Source organism: Thioalkalivibrio sp. K90mix (genome assembly GCF_000025545.1).
Lineage (GTDB): Bacteria > Pseudomonadota > Gammaproteobacteria > Ectothiorhodospirales > Ectothiorhodospiraceae > Thioalkalivibrio.
In genome coordinates this window covers 197,135-216,182 of sequence record NC_013930.1, presented here as the reverse complement: position 1 = coordinate 216,182, position 19,048 = coordinate 197,135, and the positions used below count along the sequence as shown (strand labels likewise).

Below are 19,048 nucleotides of genomic sequence, written 5' to 3'. Positions count from 1 at the left end.
CTCCAACGGCGAGGCTCCATCGTGCAGATTCTCAATCGGACAGACGGCTCAACACAGCGCCTGGGGGAACTACTCATTGAGCGCGGCCTTCTCAGTTCCGGCGCGCTGGATGCCTCACTGACCGAACAGCGCCTGACGGGGGAGCGCTTGGGCCGGATCATGGTTCGCAATGGCTTCGTGACACGTAAGCAGCTGCTCGCGACGCTGGCGGACACGGAGAACCCGGAAGTCCTGTCGGAGCCGTTTGAATCCGACCGCGTCCCTCCTGAAGTTCTCCTTGAACTTAGAACCATGCTGCTGGGGGATACCGGCGACCGGCTCCTGCTTGCCTCGGACGCTCCTCGCTGGTGGGTCGAGCGGGTTCTTGGGCCGTATTTCCCCGGCCATCGAATGATCTGGATGGATTTTGATCCCGAGATCCACGCGCGGCACTTGGAGCTGCTGGCGGCCTATACGTCGGAGACCGTCCTGGATCGACTTCTCCGCCGTGCGGTGATGGAAGGGATCTCGGACATCCACCTGATCCCGAAGCCGGCCGCGTACACCGTGATGTACCGGCGCCTCGGTGTTCGCCAGATCATCGAGGATCGCACGCGGGAAGAGGGCATCCGCATGGTGGCCCAGGCCAAGGACCGCGCCAAAGTCGATATTGCGGAGACCTCAGTGCCCCAAGATGGCGCCTTTCGTCTTGCGATGCTCGATCGCAGCGTGGACTTTCGGGTTGCCACCATCCCCGAGACCGATGGCGAGAAGCTCGTTATCCGGGTACTGGACCCCGAGGCTGCGTATCCCGAACTCGAGGCACTTGGAATGCGCGAAGTGGACACCTGGATGGATGCAGCCGCCCAGCCGCACGGGATCTGCTTGATCTGCGGCGCCACCGGATCCGGCAAGTCCACCACTCTCAATGCAACCTTGCGGCGCCTCGATCGGTTCGGCATGTCCATCCAGACTGTCGAGGACCCAGTCGAGCATCAGTTGTCGTTCGTTGGTCAAGTCGAGGTCAACCGGGGCAGGGGACTGGATTTCACCCGGGCGCTTCGCGGCTTTATGCGTGCCGACCCGGACGTGCTCATTGTTGGCGAGATTCGCGACCGCGAGACGGCGGAGCTGGCGGTGCAGGCGGCGGAAACCGGGCACATGGTGTTCGCAACGCTCCACACCGACTCTGCCGCCGGCGGCCTAACCCGGCTTCGGGACCTTGGAGTTCCGATTGCCGACTTCGCACCTCTGGTGCGTGCCACTATGGCTCAGAAACTCATCCGCGTAGCGTGCCCTCACTGTCACGGCAAGGGGTGCGATGCTTGCGAAGGGATTGGCTATTCTGGCCGGACCCTGATCTCCGAGGTCGCGCCATTCAGGGGTCCACAGGATGTCGAGCGCGCCCTGAATGGGGAGACCTGGTGGACCTCTTTAAGGGAAGACGGGGAAGCGCGGCTGCGCGAGGGTTCCACCACCGATGACGAGATTCGACGGGTCCTGGGGAGCGGCCTGTAAAAGAATAGACCCCGCCCGCCGGGGGCGGGGTCGGGCGGGCGGCCCTTAGAACCGAACCACCCGATCCTCGGTTGCCATTGTCACGGCCAGCACCCGGTCTTCGTGACCTTCTTCTCCGTTACAATCCAGCCCTCGCCGGGTGGCCCCCTGCGGGAACGTGCGTTCGACGCGCTCAAACACTCGGCTTGCGGGCTCGTTCAGCGTCACGCAGAGCCAAATTTCGCTTTCGACCAACCCCATGGACCACTCGCCGCGCGACAGAATCGGGGTTTGTACCCCCAGCTCGGCCTCAATCGCGCCTTTATCCGCTGTCGGTTGCTTCCCCAGGCGATCCAGGGTCACGAGTGCGTCTGAATAGGCATGCACTCCGGTCTTAATCTCTTGCTCCAACCGGTGTTCATGGATTGCGCCGAAGTCGATATAGGAGGCTGCAAACCACCCGGACGCGGCCGTCAGGCCGATCGAGAAGACCACAAGAAACAGATTGATCATGCTAGGCCCTCCATGGCTCGGCTGCGTTTCTAATCCAAACGAAGGGTGTGTTCGTCCGCCCAGACCAGATCGGCGTCACCGCTGGTTTCGACGACCACCCGCACTTGTTCGCCCGGGAGCAGGGGGGCCGAAAGGATCCCGGTTTTCCCCCGGGATACGGTTCCTGTGGGCTGGACGGTGGTTGAACCGATACCGCCGCCACCACCGCCGCCCTGACCCGGGAAGCCCCCCGCCTCAACAGTGAGTTCGTCGGCGGATGCTTCCAGGTTCTCTCGCCAGCGATCGCGGATAACCCAGCCGCCATCCCCTTGGTTAGCCTCCAGCCGCACTTCGATCGAGGCGTCCTGGTTGTCTTCAAGGTTCACCGCAAGGCTTGCATCGAAGCGGTAGAACGGTGTCGCCATCTGGTCCTGACTCAGCACCATTGTCACACCGGGGGAGGGGGCCGGGATGATACGGCGATTCGGGGCGCGATCTTCAAATCGCTCCACCACCATCCAATAGGTGTGATGATCGCCGCCGGTGTCCGTGGACCTCCCGCATTCATCTCCCCGAATCCACGCTTGATCGGCCTTGGTCTGTCCGACGTCTAAAAGGGCCTGACGGGTTCCGGTATTCCATCCGTCTTCGTCCGGTTGCAGGCATATCCAGACCGCTTCGAACCCCTCGTGGAACCCGGTACCGCTGACCCATGACCCGCCGGACGGGGCGGGTGGCACAAAGACATAATCCACCGCCAGTTCTTCCAGGAGGTCGCTACGCGGGATCCCACCCACGTCGATCGATCCATCGCTCCCGCGATTGTCCTCGAGGTAGCGCACCACTCCCTCTTCCATCGTCCGAAGGTCCCGTTCGACCTTTTCGGCGACTTGCGCGCGCACCTGTGCGTCGGCCGGGATGTACTGGATGGATGCCACAATAAGCACCGCCCCAATCATCAAGGCGGCGATCACCAGAATTAGATTCACCATATTGCCCCCCCTTGCCCCTTCATCGGGCGTCGGCGCCTGATGCGCCGATACGGCTTTACCAGAATCGCTGCATCTGGCCCGTGGTGAGTGTTACCGTCGCGCCGTCGTCCTCACGCTCGATTTCCCAACGAAACTCCCAGCCCGGCGGAACCAGCGCGTCCAAGGCGCCACGGCGTTCCAGCGTATAGACGCCGTGCGGGGCTTCCGTTTGGCCGGATACGGCGTCTCCTTCGTCCGTGACGCCACTGATCGTCATGCTCGGGCGCTCGGCGTCCAGGCTGGCGGACCAACGATCGGCCTCGGCCCATTCTGCGCCCGCTTCGCGGATCATCAGGCGCACATCCACGCCCACGCTTTCTCCCACGATGACGTCTCGTTCGATTTCGGCATGAACGCCATAGCGCACCCGTGTCACGCGCTCCTCGTCGAATCGCACCGCCACACCTTCCTCTGGCGGAAGCACGGCTTGAACATCCGAACCTGGCCGCCCGCTTTGCTCGGGCACAACCCAGAACATTAGGTTTGCCCCACCCGGCACATGCTCGCTCTCCCCGCAGGACTCGCCCAGATTTGCGGCACCTTCTGGTGCCTTGCTGACGAAATCCTGCATCGCCTTCTGGAGCGCCCCATTCGATTCGGACTCGGGGGGTTCCATGCAAATCCAGACCGCATTGCGCCCCAGTGCGGCATGTTCGCCGATCCCTGCCGACCACTCGCCACCGGCGGGGGCGCGCATCTTGAAGACGAACTCCGGGGCGAGATCCTCCATCAGGTCATTGCGCTCTTCACCCAGGTCGATGGCACCGGTGGCCGGATCGCGTATCTCCGCCAGATACCGGTGAGTGCCTTCGGCGTACGCTTGTGTTTGCCGGTCCAGCGTTCCAACGAGCTCGGCGCGCGCCTGGCTTTCCGCAGGGATGTAGCTGATGGCGGCCAGCAGGGCGACCGACCCGATCATCAGTGCTGCAACCACCAGTATCAGATTGACCATGGCTTACATGCCGCCCATAGCGTTCTGCGTCATCTCCAGCAGCGGGATGATCACGGCCCCAAAAAGGACTACGCCGGCCGCCGTGAGGAAGAGTGCGGCACCCATCTGAGCCGCCGGCATCAGCTGTTCAATACGCATTCGGTAGATGTCGCGGTACTGAATGGCGATCTGTTCCACCGACTGCGCCACTTGTACACGGTCCTGCGAGGTCGCCAAGGCCGCTCGATCAGTGGGGTGCAGGCTTTCCATCGCGTACGGCCACGGCCTACCAGATCGGACGGACTGCAATGCATTCCCGAAGTCATCTCGGGTCTGTCCCTTTGGCGCACTTTCCTTGGACAGCCGAAGCGCTTCCTCTACGCGCAGCCCTGCACGTAGCAGGATGGACAGCCCGTAGAACGCGATGTAGTTCTTTTTCGCCAGTGCGACGTCCTTGAAGAAGGGTACGCCCATGATGAAGCGGTCCACGGCGGCGGCCGCGACCGGACGCACCACGAACAGCAAGGCCCCCACGAACATCATCACCAGGGTGATAAACATGGCGAGCACGGTCAGCGTGTTCGCTGTAATCGTGACCCATAAGGGCTGCCCCGCTCCCATCTGCTGCACCATGGGGGAGGCCTCCATCTCCGGGACGACATAAAGCGTGGTCGCTAGCAGCGTGATGACGCCAGCGGCGAATCCGCCCACGGCCGACCACATACCCTTAGAGCTTTCCTTGCGGATTGCGGCCGACTCCTGCTCGAAACGGATCGCTTCGCGCAGGGCCTCGGCCATATTGCCGCCTTGGGAGCCCGTGCGAATAATCGCCAGAGTGGTCTCGGGGAATGCGCGCGCACCAATGGCCTGCATGGCGGCGACGAGGGAGTCACCGGACTCAATGCGTTTGCGCAGGGCCCCGGCAATCCGCGCGATCTTGCCCTTGAACGTTTCTTGGATCAAGCGCAGGGCCTCGCCGGTCCCAACACGCGACCCGATCATGGCCGCGAGACGCTGGAACAACATGGCCCTATCGCCTGTGGAGAGCCTGTTACTGCTCCCACCAAGGCTGAACGCCTTCTTGATACTGATCAGATGCCCGTAACTTTTGGCCTGCTTCAATGCATCAGCACGGTTGGGGGCCTCAAGCTCCACTGTCTCGATGCGGGAACCGTTCTTAATGCGGGCAGTAAAGGTCGCCATTCGTTCGCCGTCCTTGGCTGAATAGGGTAGTGATTAGAAAGCCAGGCGCACCGATCAGGCGGCCTTGCTCGATGCGACATCGATCTCGGCACCGAATACGCGATGCACCTCGCGCTCATCGGTTTCCCCGGCGTGAACTTTCGTGATCACATCCTCCGCCATGCTTGGCCACCAGCGTTCACCCTGGATCACTTTGTCGACCGACTCCACATCCGGGAGATATGCGGTCTCCGACACAATCGTCCGGCTGGCATAGCCCGACTCTCGGCAGAGGCTGCATCCTTTGCCCCCGCACGACTTGCACAAGGTGCGCACCAGGCGCTGCGCCATCACGCCGCGCAGCAGGTAGCGAAGCTCATGCGATTCCACGCCAATATCCCGAAGCCGCCCGATGGCCCCGTGGACCGATGCCGTATGCAGGGTACCCAGCACCATGTGGCCGGTTTCGGCCGCCTTGATCGCGTTGCGGGCGGTCTCCAGGTCACGTATTTCCCCGACGATGACTACATCCGGGTCGGAACGCATGAAGGCGCGCACACCACGCGCAAAGTCGAGACCCACCGTGTCGTTGATGGCGACCTGGCCAACATACGGGATGCGGTATTCGACGGGATCCTCGATCGAGTAGATCGCGGACTCGAGCACTTCCATTTCGCGGACGGCCGCGTTCAGGGTGGTGGTCTTCCCGGACCCGGTGGGGCCGCAGATTAGACAGAGCCCTTCCGCCCGGTTCATGGCCTTGCGGAATTCATCGATCCGCGTGATACCGAGCGTATCCAGCACCGGGTTCACCCGGTCGGGATCCAGAAGCCGAATGACAATACTCTCGCCCTCGGTGGTCGGGAGCGTCGCGACACGCATGTCAACGACTCGGCCGTTGTGCTCAATCGAGAAACCGCCATCCTGCGGGACCCGGCGCTCGGCCATGTCCATCCGAGAGCGGTCCTTGATCTGAGCCGCAAGCGACTGGTACTCCTCAAGCGCCCCCTCGTGTGTCAGCTCGCGCACCCCGAGTCGGCGCGACAGCACGGTGTAGCTGTGTGTCCGGGGGATGATATGAAGGTCCGATGCGTTCTCGTTGAGCGCGCGGCGGATCATTTTCTCCAGTACCCCGCCGTCTTCCGACGACGCGCGTTGTGCCAGTTCCAGGTATTCGTCGACGCGCTGCGGCGAGGCCGCGACAAAGGCGATGTCGCGGCCTCCCATGTACGGGGTCAGCTTGCGACGAACCTCGCCGGTCCGATTGAGGGTCGCCACATAGACGATGTCCGGTAGCTCCGCGATGATCATGCTGCGGGTTTCCGCCAGCACTTCCGCATCCATCCCCGGCAGCAAGGTGGACTCGCGCATGAGCATGGCCGGATTCGTCCGTCGCAAGGTGCTGACGAGCGTGTCCTGGCGAATAAAGCCGTTGCGTACGAGGATACGCCCCAGATGCTCGCCTGTGACCGATTGCTCGGCCAGGGCGGCCTTGAGACGACTTGCCTCAAGCAGCCCTTGCTCAACCAGATAATCGCCAAGCCTCACGAGATTCTCCTATGTTGCCCAATAAAAAGCCGGACCGGTGCGCATCGCACCCGGCCCGGCGGCATACTCCTCAAGCGTCGTTGGTGCAACAGATCGCCGGATAGTCATCCATGCCTTCGTCGTCGCACGACGGCACCAGTCGATCTTCGGAACCCACCGAATCAAAGCTGGTGTGGTCCGCTCCCTGTCGTTCGTTCATGCGTTCACAGGCGGCATCCGATACCGCATCGCCCGGCAGGTAGATCACGCCTTCGTTCTCGTCGATCACCCACCCCTCGGGCACCGTCTGGATGTACCGTGGCACGAGGTCCTCGTTCATGTCGGTGATCAAGGTGCCTTCGCGGCCGGAGCGCAGGTTGACCGCACCCACAATCTGAGTAGCCTCGTTCAAGATGCGGGCAGATTCGGCGTTGGCCGACTCACCGACAAACACATCACCACCGTAGTAAAGCGTCGCCACGGCGAGGGCCGCCGCCAGACCAATCGAAATCAGTACAATAATCAGTGAAAACATTTCTCAATTCTCCGAAGCTAGGCCCTGCGGACCAGTCGGTTTTGCAGGGCTTTGTGAATCTTTTCCGCAGGGCGTAGCCACGCAGCTGCAAACCCAATGGACCCACCAATGAGCCACCAGATCGCCGTACTCCAGTCACCGACGGTGAGGAAGTAAATCCCCACCGCCGAGACCAGACCCGCCACGACATAGTCGGCAATCACAATGTTGCTGAACAGTCGCTTCACGGGATCGCCTACTTAGTAGCTGTAAGCGAAGACGCCGTTTTCATCACAGGCGTACGGCAGGGCACCGTGGTCGGTGTCCAGAAGATCCGCGCCTTCGCCGAAGGTCACGCTCGAGGCGTCTTCTTCGTCGACACCGGCTTCTTCGTTAATGGCGGCGCAAACCGCGCTGGGGCCATCTTCAGTGCTACCCAGGCCGGTGATATGGACGAAACCCTGCTCGCCTTCCGGTCCACCCATTTCCCACGCATCATCGGTGATGTCGGCGGCCGGGGCCGGGATCGAGGACAGGTAATCGTCATCCGCCAGCTCCTGGACACCGTCCACGCCTTCAACCGGGTGGTCACCCGCGTTGCGCACGGTGAACAGGGTGGCACCGCCGCCAACCTGCTGCGCCTGGTTGATCACGCCGGACGCGTTGGCCTGGGTGGTACCCTCGGTGAAGGCAGATCCGCCATAATATAGGGTCGCGACCGCGAGGGCGGCGACGAGGGCGATGGAAATGATCGTAATAATCAGAGAAAACATAGTGCATTACTCCTTATGCATTTAAGAACGCCAGATTGTCACTGGCTATTGGTGGTTGAGAGATGGGCAAGAAACCCATCTTCACATTCCTGCCCCGCGCACAGATAGTCGAGCTGATGCCCGGAACAGAAACCTTTTAGGGCGGACAAATGAGCAACGCCTTGATAGGGTCCTCCGCGATGAGCACCGCGGTCTTTTAGCTCAAGAACCGACCCCTGTTGACTGACTTCAAAACCCAGGCGTTCCGCCTGGCCCTTGCAAACCTCGTGTTTACTTTGTTCGTTAATCTCGGTAGCCGACCCCGCCGATACGAGCGCGACCCCAACACCCCCAGCTGCGAGGATCATCCCGATCCCGGCGAATAGCCCGCCTCGCACCAGATTGGCCTTTCGGTGTTCGCTCACGACTCGTCACTCACGGTGCCGATCGTCGCCTCGTAGCGCGCGCCGTCGAACTCGAACTTTTTGATGTACTCGCTGTGACCCAGCTGCTCTTGCTCTTGAGTCAGCGCCTCAATGGGCAGCGGAACGCTTTGGTCGGCGCTCACCTTGGGCATCGGAGCCGTCGCGGTTAATGTGTAGGCTGCCAGGGCGCCGACAAAGCCGATCGAGCCTATTGCTAGCACCGCATTTCCCGTTTTCCGCAGGGCGCGGCCATCGCCTTGATAAGGCTCCATGCCACCCGGTTTCTGCGCTTCGATCATCACGACCGAGTCATCCGGGTCCTCCCGGTGGACGATCGTGTAGATCTCGCCGTCCTCGTTCAGCACTTCAGCCCAGCCGTCGGCGAGGGCAACCCCGATGCGTTCGTTCGTTCCCAGCGCCTCCCGGATCGCCGTCAAACGCGCATCACCACCGCCTTCCTGAATCTCGTAGAGGTAGGCATCGGCCTCCTTGTCACGTTCGATTCGAAAGCGTGTCGCCTCAAGAGACGAGCACTGGCGCTCGGCCAGCCCGCGAACGAACTCGCGCGCGTCCTTCTTGCCGACGCCGGGTAGGTTGCCTACGATCAGAAGGATCGGAGGATTCACTCGCCTTCCTCCTTCTCGCCTTCCGCGGCTGGCCCGATCAGCCACACATCGACGCGGCGGTCGCGCCCCTCAACCTCACCCGAGCGGCACTGGGCCGGCGGGGCCGCGCTTTCCGTTTCAACGCGCTGCGCCGAGACACCGGCATCGGTGACGACATCCCTTGCAGCGGCGCCGCGGGCGGCTCCGAGTTCCATCGCCACGGCGCTGTCAACGCCCGGGTCCCCGTAGCCGACCACTACGGCTCGATACTCCGGAAAGTCCTGAAGGCTCCGGGCAATCTGTTCGAGATGCCGGGCTGATTGGCCTTCGAGCTGATCCGAACCCGAGCGGAAATAGGCCGCCGTTGTTTCCACCAGCTCTTCGTCTTCCCCGATACTGACGACACTGGTGTCGCACGCCCGGGCTGTGCCCGGAAGCGGCAGCAGATCGTCGCCCTCGTCAGTGAACACGGTGACGGTCGGACGCAGAAGAATGAACATCGCGTGCCGATCCGTGGAAATGCGCTGCGAACCGGCTTTGGCATCCTCGAGCCCGGCGAGCGAAGTGAAGTCCTGGTCCACCTGGTCGTAGGCGATGCCACCGATCAGCGTCGCCTCACCCGGACGCAGGCGGGAGATATTTGTAAATGAAAGATCCTGGAGCTCGGGGTGAGACAGCGTGCCTCCTTCCAGACCCACATCGAACTCGCGGATCTGCACGACATCGGTGAGATCCATGTCGATACTGCTGGTCACGAGATCCGTGGAGGCGTCGTAGCGAGGCGTAATCGCAACCTCGATGCCAACGCTCTGCGTATCCACACTCGCGCCGGAGCGGATGTTGCTCTCGCCCGATACGGTGGTGTCGAGGTCGCCGACAAACGGGATCTCGCCGCCGGAGCGCATATCCACTTCAGACCCCGCGACCGTGGTCAGCGTAATATCCTGCTCGGTGGTTGCATCCCCGTATTCGGACAGCGCATTCAGCACCGCCGTCACGCTCACGTCATTGCGCTGAACCTCCGCGCCCACACCCTGGCGGGTAAACGTCAGCATCTCGCCGAGTTGTTCAACATCGGTGTTCACGAGTGATCCCATGCGCACGGCCAGCTCGTTCCAGTTAAACCCCTTGCGCTCCTCGCGATTCAGGCGCACATCCAGGAGGGCCAACTGAAGATGGACCACAGCGGCGTTGCGGGCGGCTCGTTCAACGTATTGCTCGATATCCTCGTGGGCGTTCGGGGCTGCCCGGTAGGTAATGACGCCTGCATCCAGCTCACCGCGCACGGCGCTACCGCCCAGGTCCTCGATCTGCTCGACCAGACGCTCCACCAGCTCCTCGTTCTGAGGAGCACTGAGGATGTAACGGGAATCGCTGCGCAGCAGCAGGTGACCGCCGCGGTATTCCACCGCGACATCACGCACCGCTTCCAGCGCTTCAATCAGGTCACCGACGGACCCTTCAAAACGGTTTAGCCCCAGGCGCTGAGCCGATAGCTCACTGGACCCCTCACTGCCTTCGCTGTCGCTCCTGCCAGATTCATCCCGAATCATGGCCGGTACGCCCTCGGCATTCAGGATGGCGACGAGATCGCCCATCGTCGCCTGCGGCGGAAGGTCCAAGTCGACCTCCTGATCACGCAGCAGGGCCGGTGCGGGGTACTGGCGCCCAATCTCGATGCCGGAACGGCCACTGACCCGCGACACCGGCGGGCGATCTTCGGCCCACGAATCCTGCTTGTCGCGCTGGATCTCAGTGGTGTCCGGAAGACGGTCGCGATCTTCCGGCATGGCAGCACACCCAGTCAGCAGTGCGAAGGCAACACCCGTGGCAATGGTGGTACGAAGCCTCATGCCTCGCCTCCATCATCACTCGAGATCGCTTCAGCGCCGGGGATTACACTGGGAAGATCAAGCTCGCGTTCGAGTTCGACGCGAATCAGTCGGTCGGTGTCCGGTTCCCGGTAGTAGGCGTGTACGCCGGCACGGCCGACCAGTTGGCTGCCACCCGGAAGATGCTTGAGTTCAGCCGGGACATGATCGCGGTCCATCGCGTCACGCTCGTCCGCCGCTTCCATCTGCTCGCGCATTTCGCGCAGCATCATCTCGAGTTCGTCGAGGCGGAATTCCAGCTCGGTGGGAGCCTGCACGGATACGGCGGGGCCGTCGTTCTCGACTTCCGGCGGGGTAAAGGGGTCCGCGGCGACGGTGGCACTACCCAGCGCGACCGTCAGGCAGGTCAAAACCGAAAAGGAAGCGTATTGACGAGGCGCACCGTTCAGGTAGGTGCGATCAATCCTGCTGTACCGCATGAAAGTCCTTTTTCGTGGTTGCCAATCCGTGGCGTGCAAGTAGGCTCGCGAATTTGAGTGGTCGTGTCAAACACTCGTTTGGGCGGTTTTTCGCCCTTGCATTCACCCGTCGGTCAGACCCGCTTCCATCAGGAAAATACTGGGCGTTTTGCCGGTGCGGGACGTCAACGTGAGCGTTTTCTTGGCCCGCGTCATCGCGACATACATCAGGCGGCGCTCTTCATCAAAGTCGGTCGCCTTCTCGGTGGGAAACTGCCCCTGTTCGGCGCGTGTGACCCAGACATGATCGAATTCTTGCCCCTTGCTCGCATGGGCGGTCAGCAGCGTAATTCGGGCCTGCTCCTCGGGGCGCTTCTTGAGGTTGCGTTCGAGGTTGCGCAGGCACTTGCCAATCTTCATGTCCTGCTTCGGGGACTCCTTCTTCATCATCGTCCGGATGGCCCGCGCCAGCCGCCCCATCTGTTTCGGCCCCTGGTTCTTGTCGTGGGCGAATCCGGAGAAGATACGCGCGACGAAGGCCACGATCCGGTCCGCATTCCCGATCCCGGCCTGCTTGACCCAGGCCGGCATATTGCGTGAGAGCTTAATCGCGAATTGTCGCTGCATCTCGTGCCCCGGGTCCCACTGGATATCCGGCAGGGCATCCACGATCGCCAATACGTCGCTCCCCCCACCCTGAATCGCATCATTGGCGACTCGGTAAGGAAATCCCGCCCATATCAGGATCTGGCGCAGATGAGGCAGGGGGTCACCGCGGCCCTCGGCGATCTGATTGACCACCGTCAGGGCCCGGTGGACCGCGGCTACATCCGGGTCATCGAGGAAGTTGCCGCCGCCTGCCCGGTAGTAGGGGACGTCGCGCTCCATCAATTCCCCCTCCAGGGCATCGAGGGCGCGATTGCTGCGGCCAATGTAGGCGATCGTCTCGTCCTCACCGAGCTGGTGCCAGCGGTTTTCGATGGCGTCGGCCTCTGCCTCCGGGTCCCCTACACGCTCGAAGGTGATGGTGCCGCCCGGTGGCTGTGCGGCCCGGATCGGTTTTTCGACCCGGTTGGCGTTGTGGCGGATCAGCCGCTCGGAGGGCGTCAGGATTTCGGGGGCACAGCGGTAGTTGACCGGCAGGATCACATGCCCGGCGCTGTGATCGGTCATAAACCGCATCATCCCGCCGTACCCCTGGGCGTAGCGCCAGCCATAGATCGACTGGTCATCGTCGCCCACCAGCGTGATATAGGCGCCACCGGATGCGCCGGGGCGGCTGTGGGCCTTGATCCAGGCATACTGGAGTGGATCCATGTCCTGTGCCTCGTCCACCAGCATGTGGGTACAGGGCAGAGGTGGTATGGAGCCGTCGGCCATGCCGTTCACGGCAAACCGCAGGATATCGGCGAAGTCGAGCTTCTTGCTCTTCGCCTTGTACTGACGAAACAGGTTGTAGATGTAGTCGTAGGGCGCCTTCTCCAGGGTGGCCTCGCCGGGCTCCTTTTCCTGCACCTGTCGCTCCTGGACCTGGAGGCTGATTTCCTCGTAATCCGCCAGTTCGGGGTCCATGCCGTCGCGCACCGCCTGATCGATGGCGTTGCGCAGAATCGAGATCCACTCACCGGTGGCGAGGATCTGGCTGGCCTTGGCTTTGCGGGCCTGCGTGGCCTGGCTCAGTGCGAGCGAGTGAAAGGTGCCGGCCTGGAAACGCTGGAGTTCGCGGGGTGGCAGGCCTTCAGCGGACATGCGCTGAGTCATCTCGATCGCGGAGGCCTGAGTGAAGGTGACGGCCGCGACACGGTGTTTCGGGTCCTGGTCGAGCAGTCGGCGAGCGCGTGTAATCAAGACCCGTGTCTTGCCGGAACCGGGGCAGGCCGAAACCAGGCAGTGTCCGTCCGAGGTGACGGCCTCGCGCTGGTTGTCGTTGAGTTCCTCCAGGCGGATCGCATTAGTCATTCCGCCGCTCCTGTGTGCGCTCTCCCTGCTTGTTGCCCGTATCTCCCATTTCCTCGTCCATATACTCGATCACTTCCTCGAGGTGCTGGCGGCGGGTCTCCCGGATCTCGCGGGCCACCGCCAGCACCACCGCCAGCCCTGCGATCGCGACCCCGATGTGCAGCAGGATGAGCTGCCCATGGCCGATGCCGACGATGCTGATAATGGCGCCGAGGAGCAGCGCAAGGAGTGTGGTGGGGACCGGGATGCTGGAAAGATTATTCATGTCGTCCTCCTGACGGTTGTTGTGCGCGGTATTGCGCACGCAGGGCCTTCCTGGCCCAGCGGTCCAGCAGACGGTCGAGTGCTTTGGGGGCGCACTCGGCCATACGTTCCAGCCGTCGCCGGTGGCGGCGGCGTTTGTCTTCGATGTATTCATCCGGTGGCGGCGGGGCACGCATCACAGCCAGACAGGCGCCACGTCGAGGGATTCAATGGCGGCGGGCACCTTCGGATGCAGGCTGGGGCGACCCAGATGAAACCCCTGCACACAATGGACCTGAAAGGCGTCAGCATGGGCGAGCATGTCGGCGTCCTCGACCCCTTCGAGGATGATCTGGAAGCCGTGCCGGGGCGCGAGGTCGGTGCTCATGGCCATCAGGGCCTCGAACATCGCCCGCCCCCGGCTGGTAGTGGTGTCCACCCAGGGCGAGACCTTCACGTAGTCGAAGTCGAACAGGGTGAAGATCGACAGCCCGGCGCCCCCGGTACCGAAATCGTCGAGGGCGACCCCGACCCTGCGTTCGCGCAACGCCTCGAGGGCGTCCACCAGAGGCGGGATGCGGTCCAGATCGAAGGTCTCAGTCAATTCGATGACCAGCTTCCTGGGATCGACCCCCTGTTCGAGGAGGCGATCCAGCTGGCGGAGGTACAGGGGTTCCAGCAGGGTGGAGGCCGCGACGTTGACCCCGAAGCGGCCGTCGTTTTCGCGGGCCCAGGGGGCGACCTTCTCAAGGGTGGCCCGATCAATGCGGCCGGTGGCTTGCGGGTCCTGCAACAGGGCCTGCGGCACCCCGGATATCCCGGCATCGATGCAGCGAGACAGCACTTCCCAGTATTCGATCCGAGGGGTGCCTGCGAACGGCCGGGCGATGATCGGTTGGAACACCAGGTGGTGTGAATCCAGCGCAGGCGCGGGTTGTTGATCTCCCATGCGATTCGATTCCCTTCGATGACGCCCGTCGTCCTGACGAGCCAGCGACCAAGATCCTAACGGCGTCGCACGCGCGGGGCAAACCCGTTTTTCAGCCCAGAATTTATACCATAGTTCATAGCGTTCCCCATTCCCTGATCACCCATCCAGGGTCACCCCAACGCCCGATCCTGGCTTCCCCTATCGGTTTTCCCTTGAGTCCTCTCTCTTCTCCCCGGGGCCCTTCTGCGTCAGTGTCCGGGCAAAACGGTACGGGTACCCCCACGCAGTGGGGCGCTGGGGGAGCCCGACAGGGCCGGGGCCTCCCCTTGGCGAACCGCGCGCGCGACTGAAGGGGGATTCAAGAAGAGGGTCCAGCTCAAGGAAGGAAGAACCGAGGCGGGGCCGGAGGGCTGGCAATGGGGTCCGGGGCGCACCCCTGGCATTCGGAGGAACTGTGAACTATGGTATATTTTGAGGGCCGAAATAGGTGCAGGATGCACGCCCGGGAGGGGATATGGCCGACACCGATGCCGAAATCCGACTGAAGGAAACCGCCGAACAGGTGCTGCGGCTGCGGGATCGTCTGCGCGAGGCCGTGATGCAGGAGGCCCCGGAACGCTACGCCTGGGGGGCGGGGACACCCACCCCGTCGCTGAACGAGCTGATCGTGCATGCAACCTCGGTGGACTACGGGGAAACCACCCTCACGCACCAGGCCCCGGGCCTGATCGGGGTCAGCCACGACACCCTGCTGCGGGTGGAGCAGTACAACGCCGCCAAGGACGCCCTGGCCGAGGCCGTGGCCGACCTGCGCCTGGCGTTCGGCGGGCACCAGGCGCGCAAGATCGCCAAGGAGCGCCTGCGCCTGTGGATCGGCCCGCGGGTGAGCCTGCGCCAGCTCTACCGCCACGTCCTCTGGGTCGAGGACGAGGTGCGCGCGGTTGGCTTCACCATGGCCCGCGCCCATCGCCCCCTGAAACGCCTGACCCGCGCCGAAGCGGAAATCCGCCTCGAGGCCATCTTCCAGCAGGAGGAGGACCTGGAGCATGCGCGGCAGGTGCTGGCGGGCGTGCCGGACGCCATCGACCTGTACGAGGCCTACCCGCCGCAGGAACACCTGCGTGCCAATGTTCAGTTCCGACACGGCGGCAAGCGCATGGTGGTCGCGCACTCGCCGATCCTGTTTCCGATGCCCCCGGGCGGAGCACCGCCGAGCCACAACCAGGAGCCGCGCCCGGCCGCGGCGCGCAAGCCGCGCGCCGACCGCCGCATCGAGTCCGAACCCCTGATCGACCACGCGCCGATTTATTGCGCCCGCTCCCTACCCACGACGGGCTGAAACTGCAACAATAGGACCTGTTACGCACTACACTCATGGATGGAAAAGGCAAACGGAACGCCGCTATGACATGGCAGGGACGCCAACCGCATCGACCGCGAACAAGTGCCTCCATGTCCACCACTTCGACCATTGGAGGTCACCATGTCGAATCCCAAACCGAATCCGCGCCGCGAAGCCAACGGCAATAAAGCAACGCGCAAGCCCAACCTGATCCTCGGCCGACGCCAGGGCGAAAGCCTCCACATCAACGTGGACGGCCGCACCATCGTCGTCGAGGTCGCCATGATCCTGGGCTCCCAGGTCCGCATCGGCATCCAGGCCGATCGCGACGTGGAGATCGTACGCTCGGAACTGCTCGAACGGGCCCGCCAGGAAGCGTCGGATGATGAGGACCATCGCCCGACGTAAAACGGCCCATGATCAAATTTTGATCAGCCGTTAGAATGAACCGCTCGCAAAGGTTTGCGTGCGACGTCCACAAGGTTATCCACAGATTCTGTGGATAACTTCGGGGGACGGACTCGATCCACGAGTGCAATCAAGGATGATGAACCATGAGCAAGACGAATCTCCCCGCGGTCATTCCGCAACCCACCTCCCAACGCACGAGCGCCGAATCCAACCCTCCGGTGACCTTCCGCATGTCCACCCTGGCGGGCGGGCTGGCTGTGGCGTTTGCACTGGGTATCGGCGCCGCTCAGACCGATTGGTCCAGCATGGGCGAGCGTTCCAATCAGATCGAGAACGGACCGCGTGCCGCGATGCTCGAAACCCTCAGCCGCCCGGCCGGGGCCGCCGAGGTCTGCGAAGGCTGTGACACGGCGATTGAGTGGAGTCGGGAACTGGACCAGCGCCCGTTCCCGAATCCGATCGGTCAGTATCACCCCGGCGCTCCCTCGATGGCGCCGGAAGCCAAGTCAGACAAATCAGATTCGCCCGATTTCCCGCAGAAGGGCGAGAAGGATTGGGTCCCGCAGGAGGAGATGCCCGGCTACTCGGACGACGCCGCCGGTGAACCCGAACCCGCTGCCAGTCCGGACTCCGGGCCAATCCCGGGGCCCGCTGTCACCGCGCCCGCCGATCCGTCGGCGCACGCCCCCACACCGTACCGCGCGCCGTCTCCGGCACCGGCGCCTGAGATGCCCGAGATACCGGATCTCAATGTCGAACCAAAACCGGCACAGGACGCAGAGGCGGCCCCGTCTGAAGACGGCCCCGAGCTGGCGGAGGACGATGGTGATGTCTACATGGAGTGCTCACGGGTGGGCGACGCCATGCACTGCGAACCAATCAGCATCGAGATGCTGGCCGAGAACGCGGTCCAGACCATCAACCCGGTGGACGTGGTAGGGGATATGGCCCCCACCGGCCGCGTCGACCGTGACGTGTCCCAGCCCCCGGAAGCGATGCACGACCCGCACCGGCCGGCCCCCGATCCGGACGAGGTCCCGACCTACGGGCCGATCGAACGCGGGGATACGGTGCTGGATATCGCCCAGCAGCATTTTGACCTGAGCCGACACGACATCTACGACGCCGCCGCGGCCATTGTGCGCGAGAACCCGCATGCGTTCCGCAACGGCAACCCCGACGACCTGATGATCGGCACAACCCTTGAGATACCGGACGAAGATGTGATCCACTCCGGCTCCTGGGCCTCTCTCATCAAGTCACCGCCCCCGGTCGAGGTGACCGAGGAATCCTTCCGCCCCCTGAAGGGCGTGGCCGCCAGCCACATGACCCTCAACGTTCAGCCGGTACCACTCCAGGAAGGACACGAATACGCCCAGCAGGTGAGCACGCATCGAGCCGATGGCGCCGAACGGTCGCACACGATCATGGTCGGCGGCGAGGGGATGCAACCCCGCGAGGCAGAACGCCAGCGTGCCCCGGGGGCCCAAGGCAGCGGTGCCGAGCAGGCGGATCAGCTGCGGCGCGAACTCCAGGCCATCGAGGCCCAGCTACAGTCCCGTCGCTAGGCCCAAGGAGACATCATCATGTGCGCCAGCAATCTGCTATTCGTGCTGTTCTTCATAGCCGGCTTTATGATCGAGCCGGTGATTCGCCGTAACGTCATTGCAGGGTGGCGACGGCTCCGGCGAAGTCCACCACCGGATCCGGCGGAATCGTAGTCCATGAAAAGGGCCCAGCGCGACAGCACCGGGCCCTTCTTCTTTGCGCGATCGCAGCAGCAGGTAACGGGGGCATCTCGATTGCAAAACAAACCCGTCGGGTCGCGCCTCCAGACACAAAACCCCGCGCCGCCGGGACCGGGTTGTTTTGCTACACGGCCGAACGGTCGCCCTTTCGATCAAATCGCCCGTGGATCTCCACGACCTCCTGCACAACCTCTTCCAGACCGTCTCGCACTTGCCGGTTGAAATAGCGAAGGACACGATAGCCCTCCCGCACCAGGCGGTTCTGACGCTCCCGGTCCTTCTGGAACGCGGCCTTGCTGCGATGGTACTGAAAGCCGTCGAATTCGATGACAACCCCCGAGGCTGGTAGAAGCATATCCACGCGGTACGCGCGCCCCGGCACCAGCCCCGTGACTTCCTCCTGAACCGCGTCCGAGCCCAGTCGCTCTTTGAGGGCCTGCGCCAGAATCTGTTGCGGATCGACGGCGGGAGCGGGGCGCCGCCGGCCCGATCGCGCTCTCGAGGCGGCCTTGCGCGCCACACACGGCTGAGCCGCTTGCTTCTTCGCCTCGGCCGCCGTAAGGAAACCCATCTGAACGGCCTCCTGAATCGTCATGCGGCGGCTACGCGCCACGAGAACGACCGGTCTTGCGAGCCCAGGCGGCGAACTCGCGCATCAAGGCGCGCGCCGGGACCCGGTAGCGACCATCCACCCGAATTCGGGGGTCACGCGGGGCCGGTCGGGCATATTGCCGAGACACCTCTAGGATGCGGTTACGCCACGCGTGATCCCGCAACCGTCGCCTCATCAGGGCCTTGTAGTCGCTGAAGTTTCCTTCGAACCCATCGGGCGGTGAAAACAAGGCCCCATATCCCGGATCGGTGTTCTGGTCCGTGTCGTCGATGACGCCAAACGGCCCCCGGTCGCTTGTTTCCTGGTGGCCAAGCGATGGCGGCAACGATCGAGGGTTCAGCCCCATAGTGGCACCCCGGCACCCGCGGTTCCTTGAGCGAATGGTGGAGTCCATTTGAGCGGGCGCGAGAAGAGGCCCCAGGAAGAAAAAAAGACGCAGCTCCGAGGCGCTGGAGCTACGTCCTGGGTCCTGCAAACATTACCTGTGAGGGTGTCAGGTAATTCGGGTCGGATAGCTCTCGCCAACCGGTTGTATAATTGTTGCATAAGTTGTTTTGCCCTGTCTTGCGGGACGAT

Annotated in this window: 20 protein-coding genes; 4 read left to right on the top strand and 16 right to left on the bottom strand. The window is 63.1% G+C overall.

The genetic code is table 11. The annotated features are described in order from the left end of the window. Window positions 1–21: 21 nt before the first annotated feature. Window positions 22–1,497 (top strand): GspE/PulE family protein, encoded by a 1,476-nt coding sequence (locus TK90_RS14330; protein ID WP_013006709.1) that lies wholly within the window; start codon window positions 22–24, stop codon window positions 1,495–1,497. Window positions 1,498–1,542: 45 nt separating this feature from the next. Here TK90_RS14330 and TK90_RS14325 read toward each other — a convergent pair whose 3' ends face one another. The 15 genes from TK90_RS14325 to TK90_RS14260 all read right to left on the bottom strand — a co-directional run bounded on the left by TK90_RS14325 (window position 1,543) and on the right by TK90_RS14260 (window position 14,376). Next, on the bottom strand, window positions 1,543–1,989 hold the full coding sequence (locus TK90_RS14325) for a hypothetical protein (RefSeq protein WP_013006708.1): 447 nt from the start codon (window positions 1,987–1,989) through the stop codon (window positions 1,543–1,545). 29 nt (window positions 1,990–2,018) lie between these two features. Beyond that, complete coding sequence (locus TK90_RS14320) at window positions 2,019–2,960, bottom strand: hypothetical protein (protein ID WP_013006707.1); 942 nt, start codon at window positions 2,958–2,960, stop codon at window positions 2,019–2,021. 55 nt (window positions 2,961–3,015) lie between these two features. Continuing rightward, window positions 3,016–3,951, bottom strand: coding sequence for a hypothetical protein (locus tag TK90_RS14315; protein WP_013006706.1), 936 nt, complete (start codon window positions 3,949–3,951; stop codon window positions 3,016–3,018). A 3-nt stretch (window positions 3,952–3,954) separates the two neighbouring features. Then, entirely contained in the window at window positions 3,955–5,133 is a 1,179-nt protein-coding gene (locus TK90_RS14310; RefSeq protein ID WP_013006705.1) for a type II secretion system F family protein, read from the bottom strand. Window positions 5,134–5,187: 54 nt separating this feature from the next. Continuing rightward, window positions 5,188–6,660: a GspE/PulE family protein gene (locus TK90_RS14305; RefSeq protein ID WP_013006704.1), complete on the bottom strand. Its 1,473-nt coding sequence runs from the start codon at window positions 6,658–6,660 to the stop codon at window positions 5,188–5,190. 70 nt (window positions 6,661–6,730) lie between these two features. Next, window positions 6,731–7,174, bottom strand: coding sequence for a hypothetical protein (locus TK90_RS14300; RefSeq protein WP_013006703.1), 444 nt, complete (start codon window positions 7,172–7,174; stop codon window positions 6,731–6,733). Between the two features lie 17 nt (window positions 7,175–7,191). After that, entirely contained in the window at window positions 7,192–7,401 is a 210-nt protein-coding gene (locus tag TK90_RS14295; RefSeq protein ID WP_013006702.1) for a hypothetical protein, read from the bottom strand. 12 nt (window positions 7,402–7,413) lie between these two features. After that, the gene (locus TK90_RS14290; RefSeq protein ID WP_013006701.1) at window positions 7,414–7,926 is read right to left on the bottom strand and encodes a hypothetical protein; all 513 of its coding nucleotides are present in this window, start codon (window positions 7,924–7,926) and stop codon (window positions 7,414–7,416) included. Between the two features lie 38 nt (window positions 7,927–7,964). Continuing rightward, complete coding sequence (locus tag TK90_RS15200) at window positions 7,965–8,330, bottom strand: hypothetical protein (RefSeq protein ID WP_148216273.1); 366 nt, start codon at window positions 8,328–8,330, stop codon at window positions 7,965–7,967. Further along, window positions 8,327–8,956, bottom strand: coding sequence for a hypothetical protein (locus tag TK90_RS14285; RefSeq protein WP_013006700.1), 630 nt, complete (start codon window positions 8,954–8,956; stop codon window positions 8,327–8,329). The genes TK90_RS15200 and TK90_RS14285 overlap by 4 nt, the downstream gene beginning before the upstream one ends. Beyond that, window positions 8,953–10,788, bottom strand: a complete 1,836-nt coding sequence (locus TK90_RS14280) for an OmpA family protein (protein WP_013006699.1) — start codon at window positions 10,786–10,788, stop codon at window positions 8,953–8,955. The genes TK90_RS14285 and TK90_RS14280 overlap by 4 nt, the downstream gene beginning before the upstream one ends. Continuing rightward, window positions 10,785–11,177 carry a hypothetical protein gene (locus tag TK90_RS14275; RefSeq protein ID WP_244406411.1) on the bottom strand — a complete coding sequence of 131 codons (393 nt, stop codon included), beginning with the start codon at window positions 11,175–11,177 and terminating at the stop codon, window positions 10,785–10,787. Before TK90_RS14275 ends, TK90_RS14280 begins: the two co-directional genes overlap by 4 nt. A 171-nt stretch (window positions 11,178–11,348) precedes the next feature. Beyond that, window positions 11,349–13,184 carry an ATP-dependent helicase gene (locus tag TK90_RS14270; RefSeq protein ID WP_013006697.1) on the bottom strand — a complete coding sequence of 612 codons (1,836 nt, stop codon included), beginning with the start codon at window positions 13,182–13,184 and terminating at the stop codon, window positions 11,349–11,351. Then, window positions 13,177–13,488: a hypothetical protein gene (locus tag TK90_RS14265; protein WP_018940588.1), complete on the bottom strand. Its 312-nt coding sequence runs from the start codon at window positions 13,486–13,488 to the stop codon at window positions 13,177–13,179. The genes TK90_RS14270 and TK90_RS14265 overlap by 8 nt, the downstream gene beginning before the upstream one ends. Before the next feature lie 135 nt (window positions 13,489–13,623). Continuing rightward, window positions 13,624–14,376 carry an EAL domain-containing protein gene (locus tag TK90_RS14260; RefSeq protein ID WP_018940589.1) on the bottom strand — a complete coding sequence of 251 codons (753 nt, stop codon included), beginning with the start codon at window positions 14,374–14,376 and terminating at the stop codon, window positions 13,624–13,626. Between the two features lie 496 nt (window positions 14,377–14,872). Between TK90_RS14260 and TK90_RS14255 the strand changes: the two genes are divergently transcribed. The 3 genes from TK90_RS14255 (at window position 14,873) to TK90_RS14245 (ending at window position 17,679) form a co-directional block, all read left to right on the top strand. Then, window positions 14,873–15,697, top strand: a complete 825-nt coding sequence (locus TK90_RS14255; protein WP_013006695.1) for a hypothetical protein — start codon at window positions 14,873–14,875, stop codon at window positions 15,695–15,697. A 144-nt stretch (window positions 15,698–15,841) separates the two neighbouring features. After that, window positions 15,842–16,108 (top strand): carbon storage regulator, encoded by a 267-nt coding sequence (locus TK90_RS14250; protein WP_013006694.1) that lies wholly within the window; start codon window positions 15,842–15,844, stop codon window positions 16,106–16,108. A 146-nt stretch (window positions 16,109–16,254) separates the two neighbouring features. After that, the gene (locus TK90_RS14245; protein ID WP_013006693.1) at window positions 16,255–17,679 is read left to right on the top strand and encodes a hypothetical protein; all 1,425 of its coding nucleotides are present in this window, start codon (window positions 16,255–16,257) and stop codon (window positions 17,677–17,679) included. Between the two features lie 304 nt (window positions 17,680–17,983). On the opposite strand, the gene TK90_RS14240 is transcribed toward TK90_RS14245, so the two are convergent. Then, window positions 17,984–18,454 carry an endonuclease domain-containing protein gene (locus TK90_RS14240; protein ID WP_244406410.1) on the bottom strand — a complete coding sequence of 157 codons (471 nt, stop codon included), beginning with the start codon at window positions 18,452–18,454 and terminating at the stop codon, window positions 17,984–17,986. Window positions 18,455–19,048: the final 594 nt, after the last annotated feature.

What these genes read in the sequence shown, in the direction of transcription:
- TK90_RS14325 (WP_013006708.1), bottom strand. Translation starts at nt 1,989, where the DNA reads ATGATCAATCTGTTTCTTGTGGTCTTCTCGATCGGCCTGACGGCCGCG.
- TK90_RS14320 (WP_013006707.1), bottom strand. Translation starts at nt 2,960, where the DNA reads ATGGTGAATCTAATTCTGGTGATCGCCGCCTTGATGATTGGGGCGGTG.
- TK90_RS14315 (WP_013006706.1), bottom strand. Translation starts at nt 3,951, where the DNA reads ATGGTCAATCTGATACTGGTGGTTGCAGCACTGATGATCGGGTCGGTC.
- TK90_RS14310 (WP_013006705.1), bottom strand. Translation starts at nt 5,133, where the DNA reads ATGGCGACCTTTACTGCCCGCATTAAGAACGGTTCCCGCATCGAGACA.
- TK90_RS14300 (WP_013006703.1), bottom strand. Translation starts at nt 7,174, where the DNA reads ATGTTTTCACTGATTATTGTACTGATTTCGATTGGTCTGGCGGCGGCC.
- TK90_RS14290 (WP_013006701.1), bottom strand. Translation starts at nt 7,926, where the DNA reads ATGTTTTCTCTGATTATTACGATCATTTCCATCGCCCTCGTCGCCGCC.
- TK90_RS14280 (WP_013006699.1), bottom strand. Translation starts at nt 10,788, where the DNA reads ATGAGGCTTCGTACCACCATTGCCACGGGTGTTGCCTTCGCACTGCTG.
- TK90_RS14270 (WP_013006697.1), bottom strand. Translation starts at nt 13,184, where the DNA reads ATGACTAATGCGATCCGCCTGGAGGAACTCAACGACAACCAGCGCGAG.
- TK90_RS14260 (WP_018940589.1), bottom strand. Translation starts at nt 14,376, where the DNA reads ATGGGAGATCAACAACCCGCGCCTGCGCTGGATTCACACCACCTGGTG.
- TK90_RS14255 (WP_013006695.1), top strand. Translation starts at nt 14,873, where the DNA reads ATGGCCGACACCGATGCCGAAATCCGACTGAAGGAAACCGCCGAACAG.
- TK90_RS14250 (WP_013006694.1), top strand. Translation starts at nt 15,842, where the DNA reads ATGTCGAATCCCAAACCGAATCCGCGCCGCGAAGCCAACGGCAATAAA.
- TK90_RS14245 (WP_013006693.1), top strand. Translation starts at nt 16,255, where the DNA reads ATGAGCAAGACGAATCTCCCCGCGGTCATTCCGCAACCCACCTCCCAA.
- TK90_RS14240 (WP_244406410.1), bottom strand. Translation starts at nt 18,454, where the DNA reads ATGACGATTCAGGAGGCCGTTCAGATGGGTTTCCTTACGGCGGCCGAG.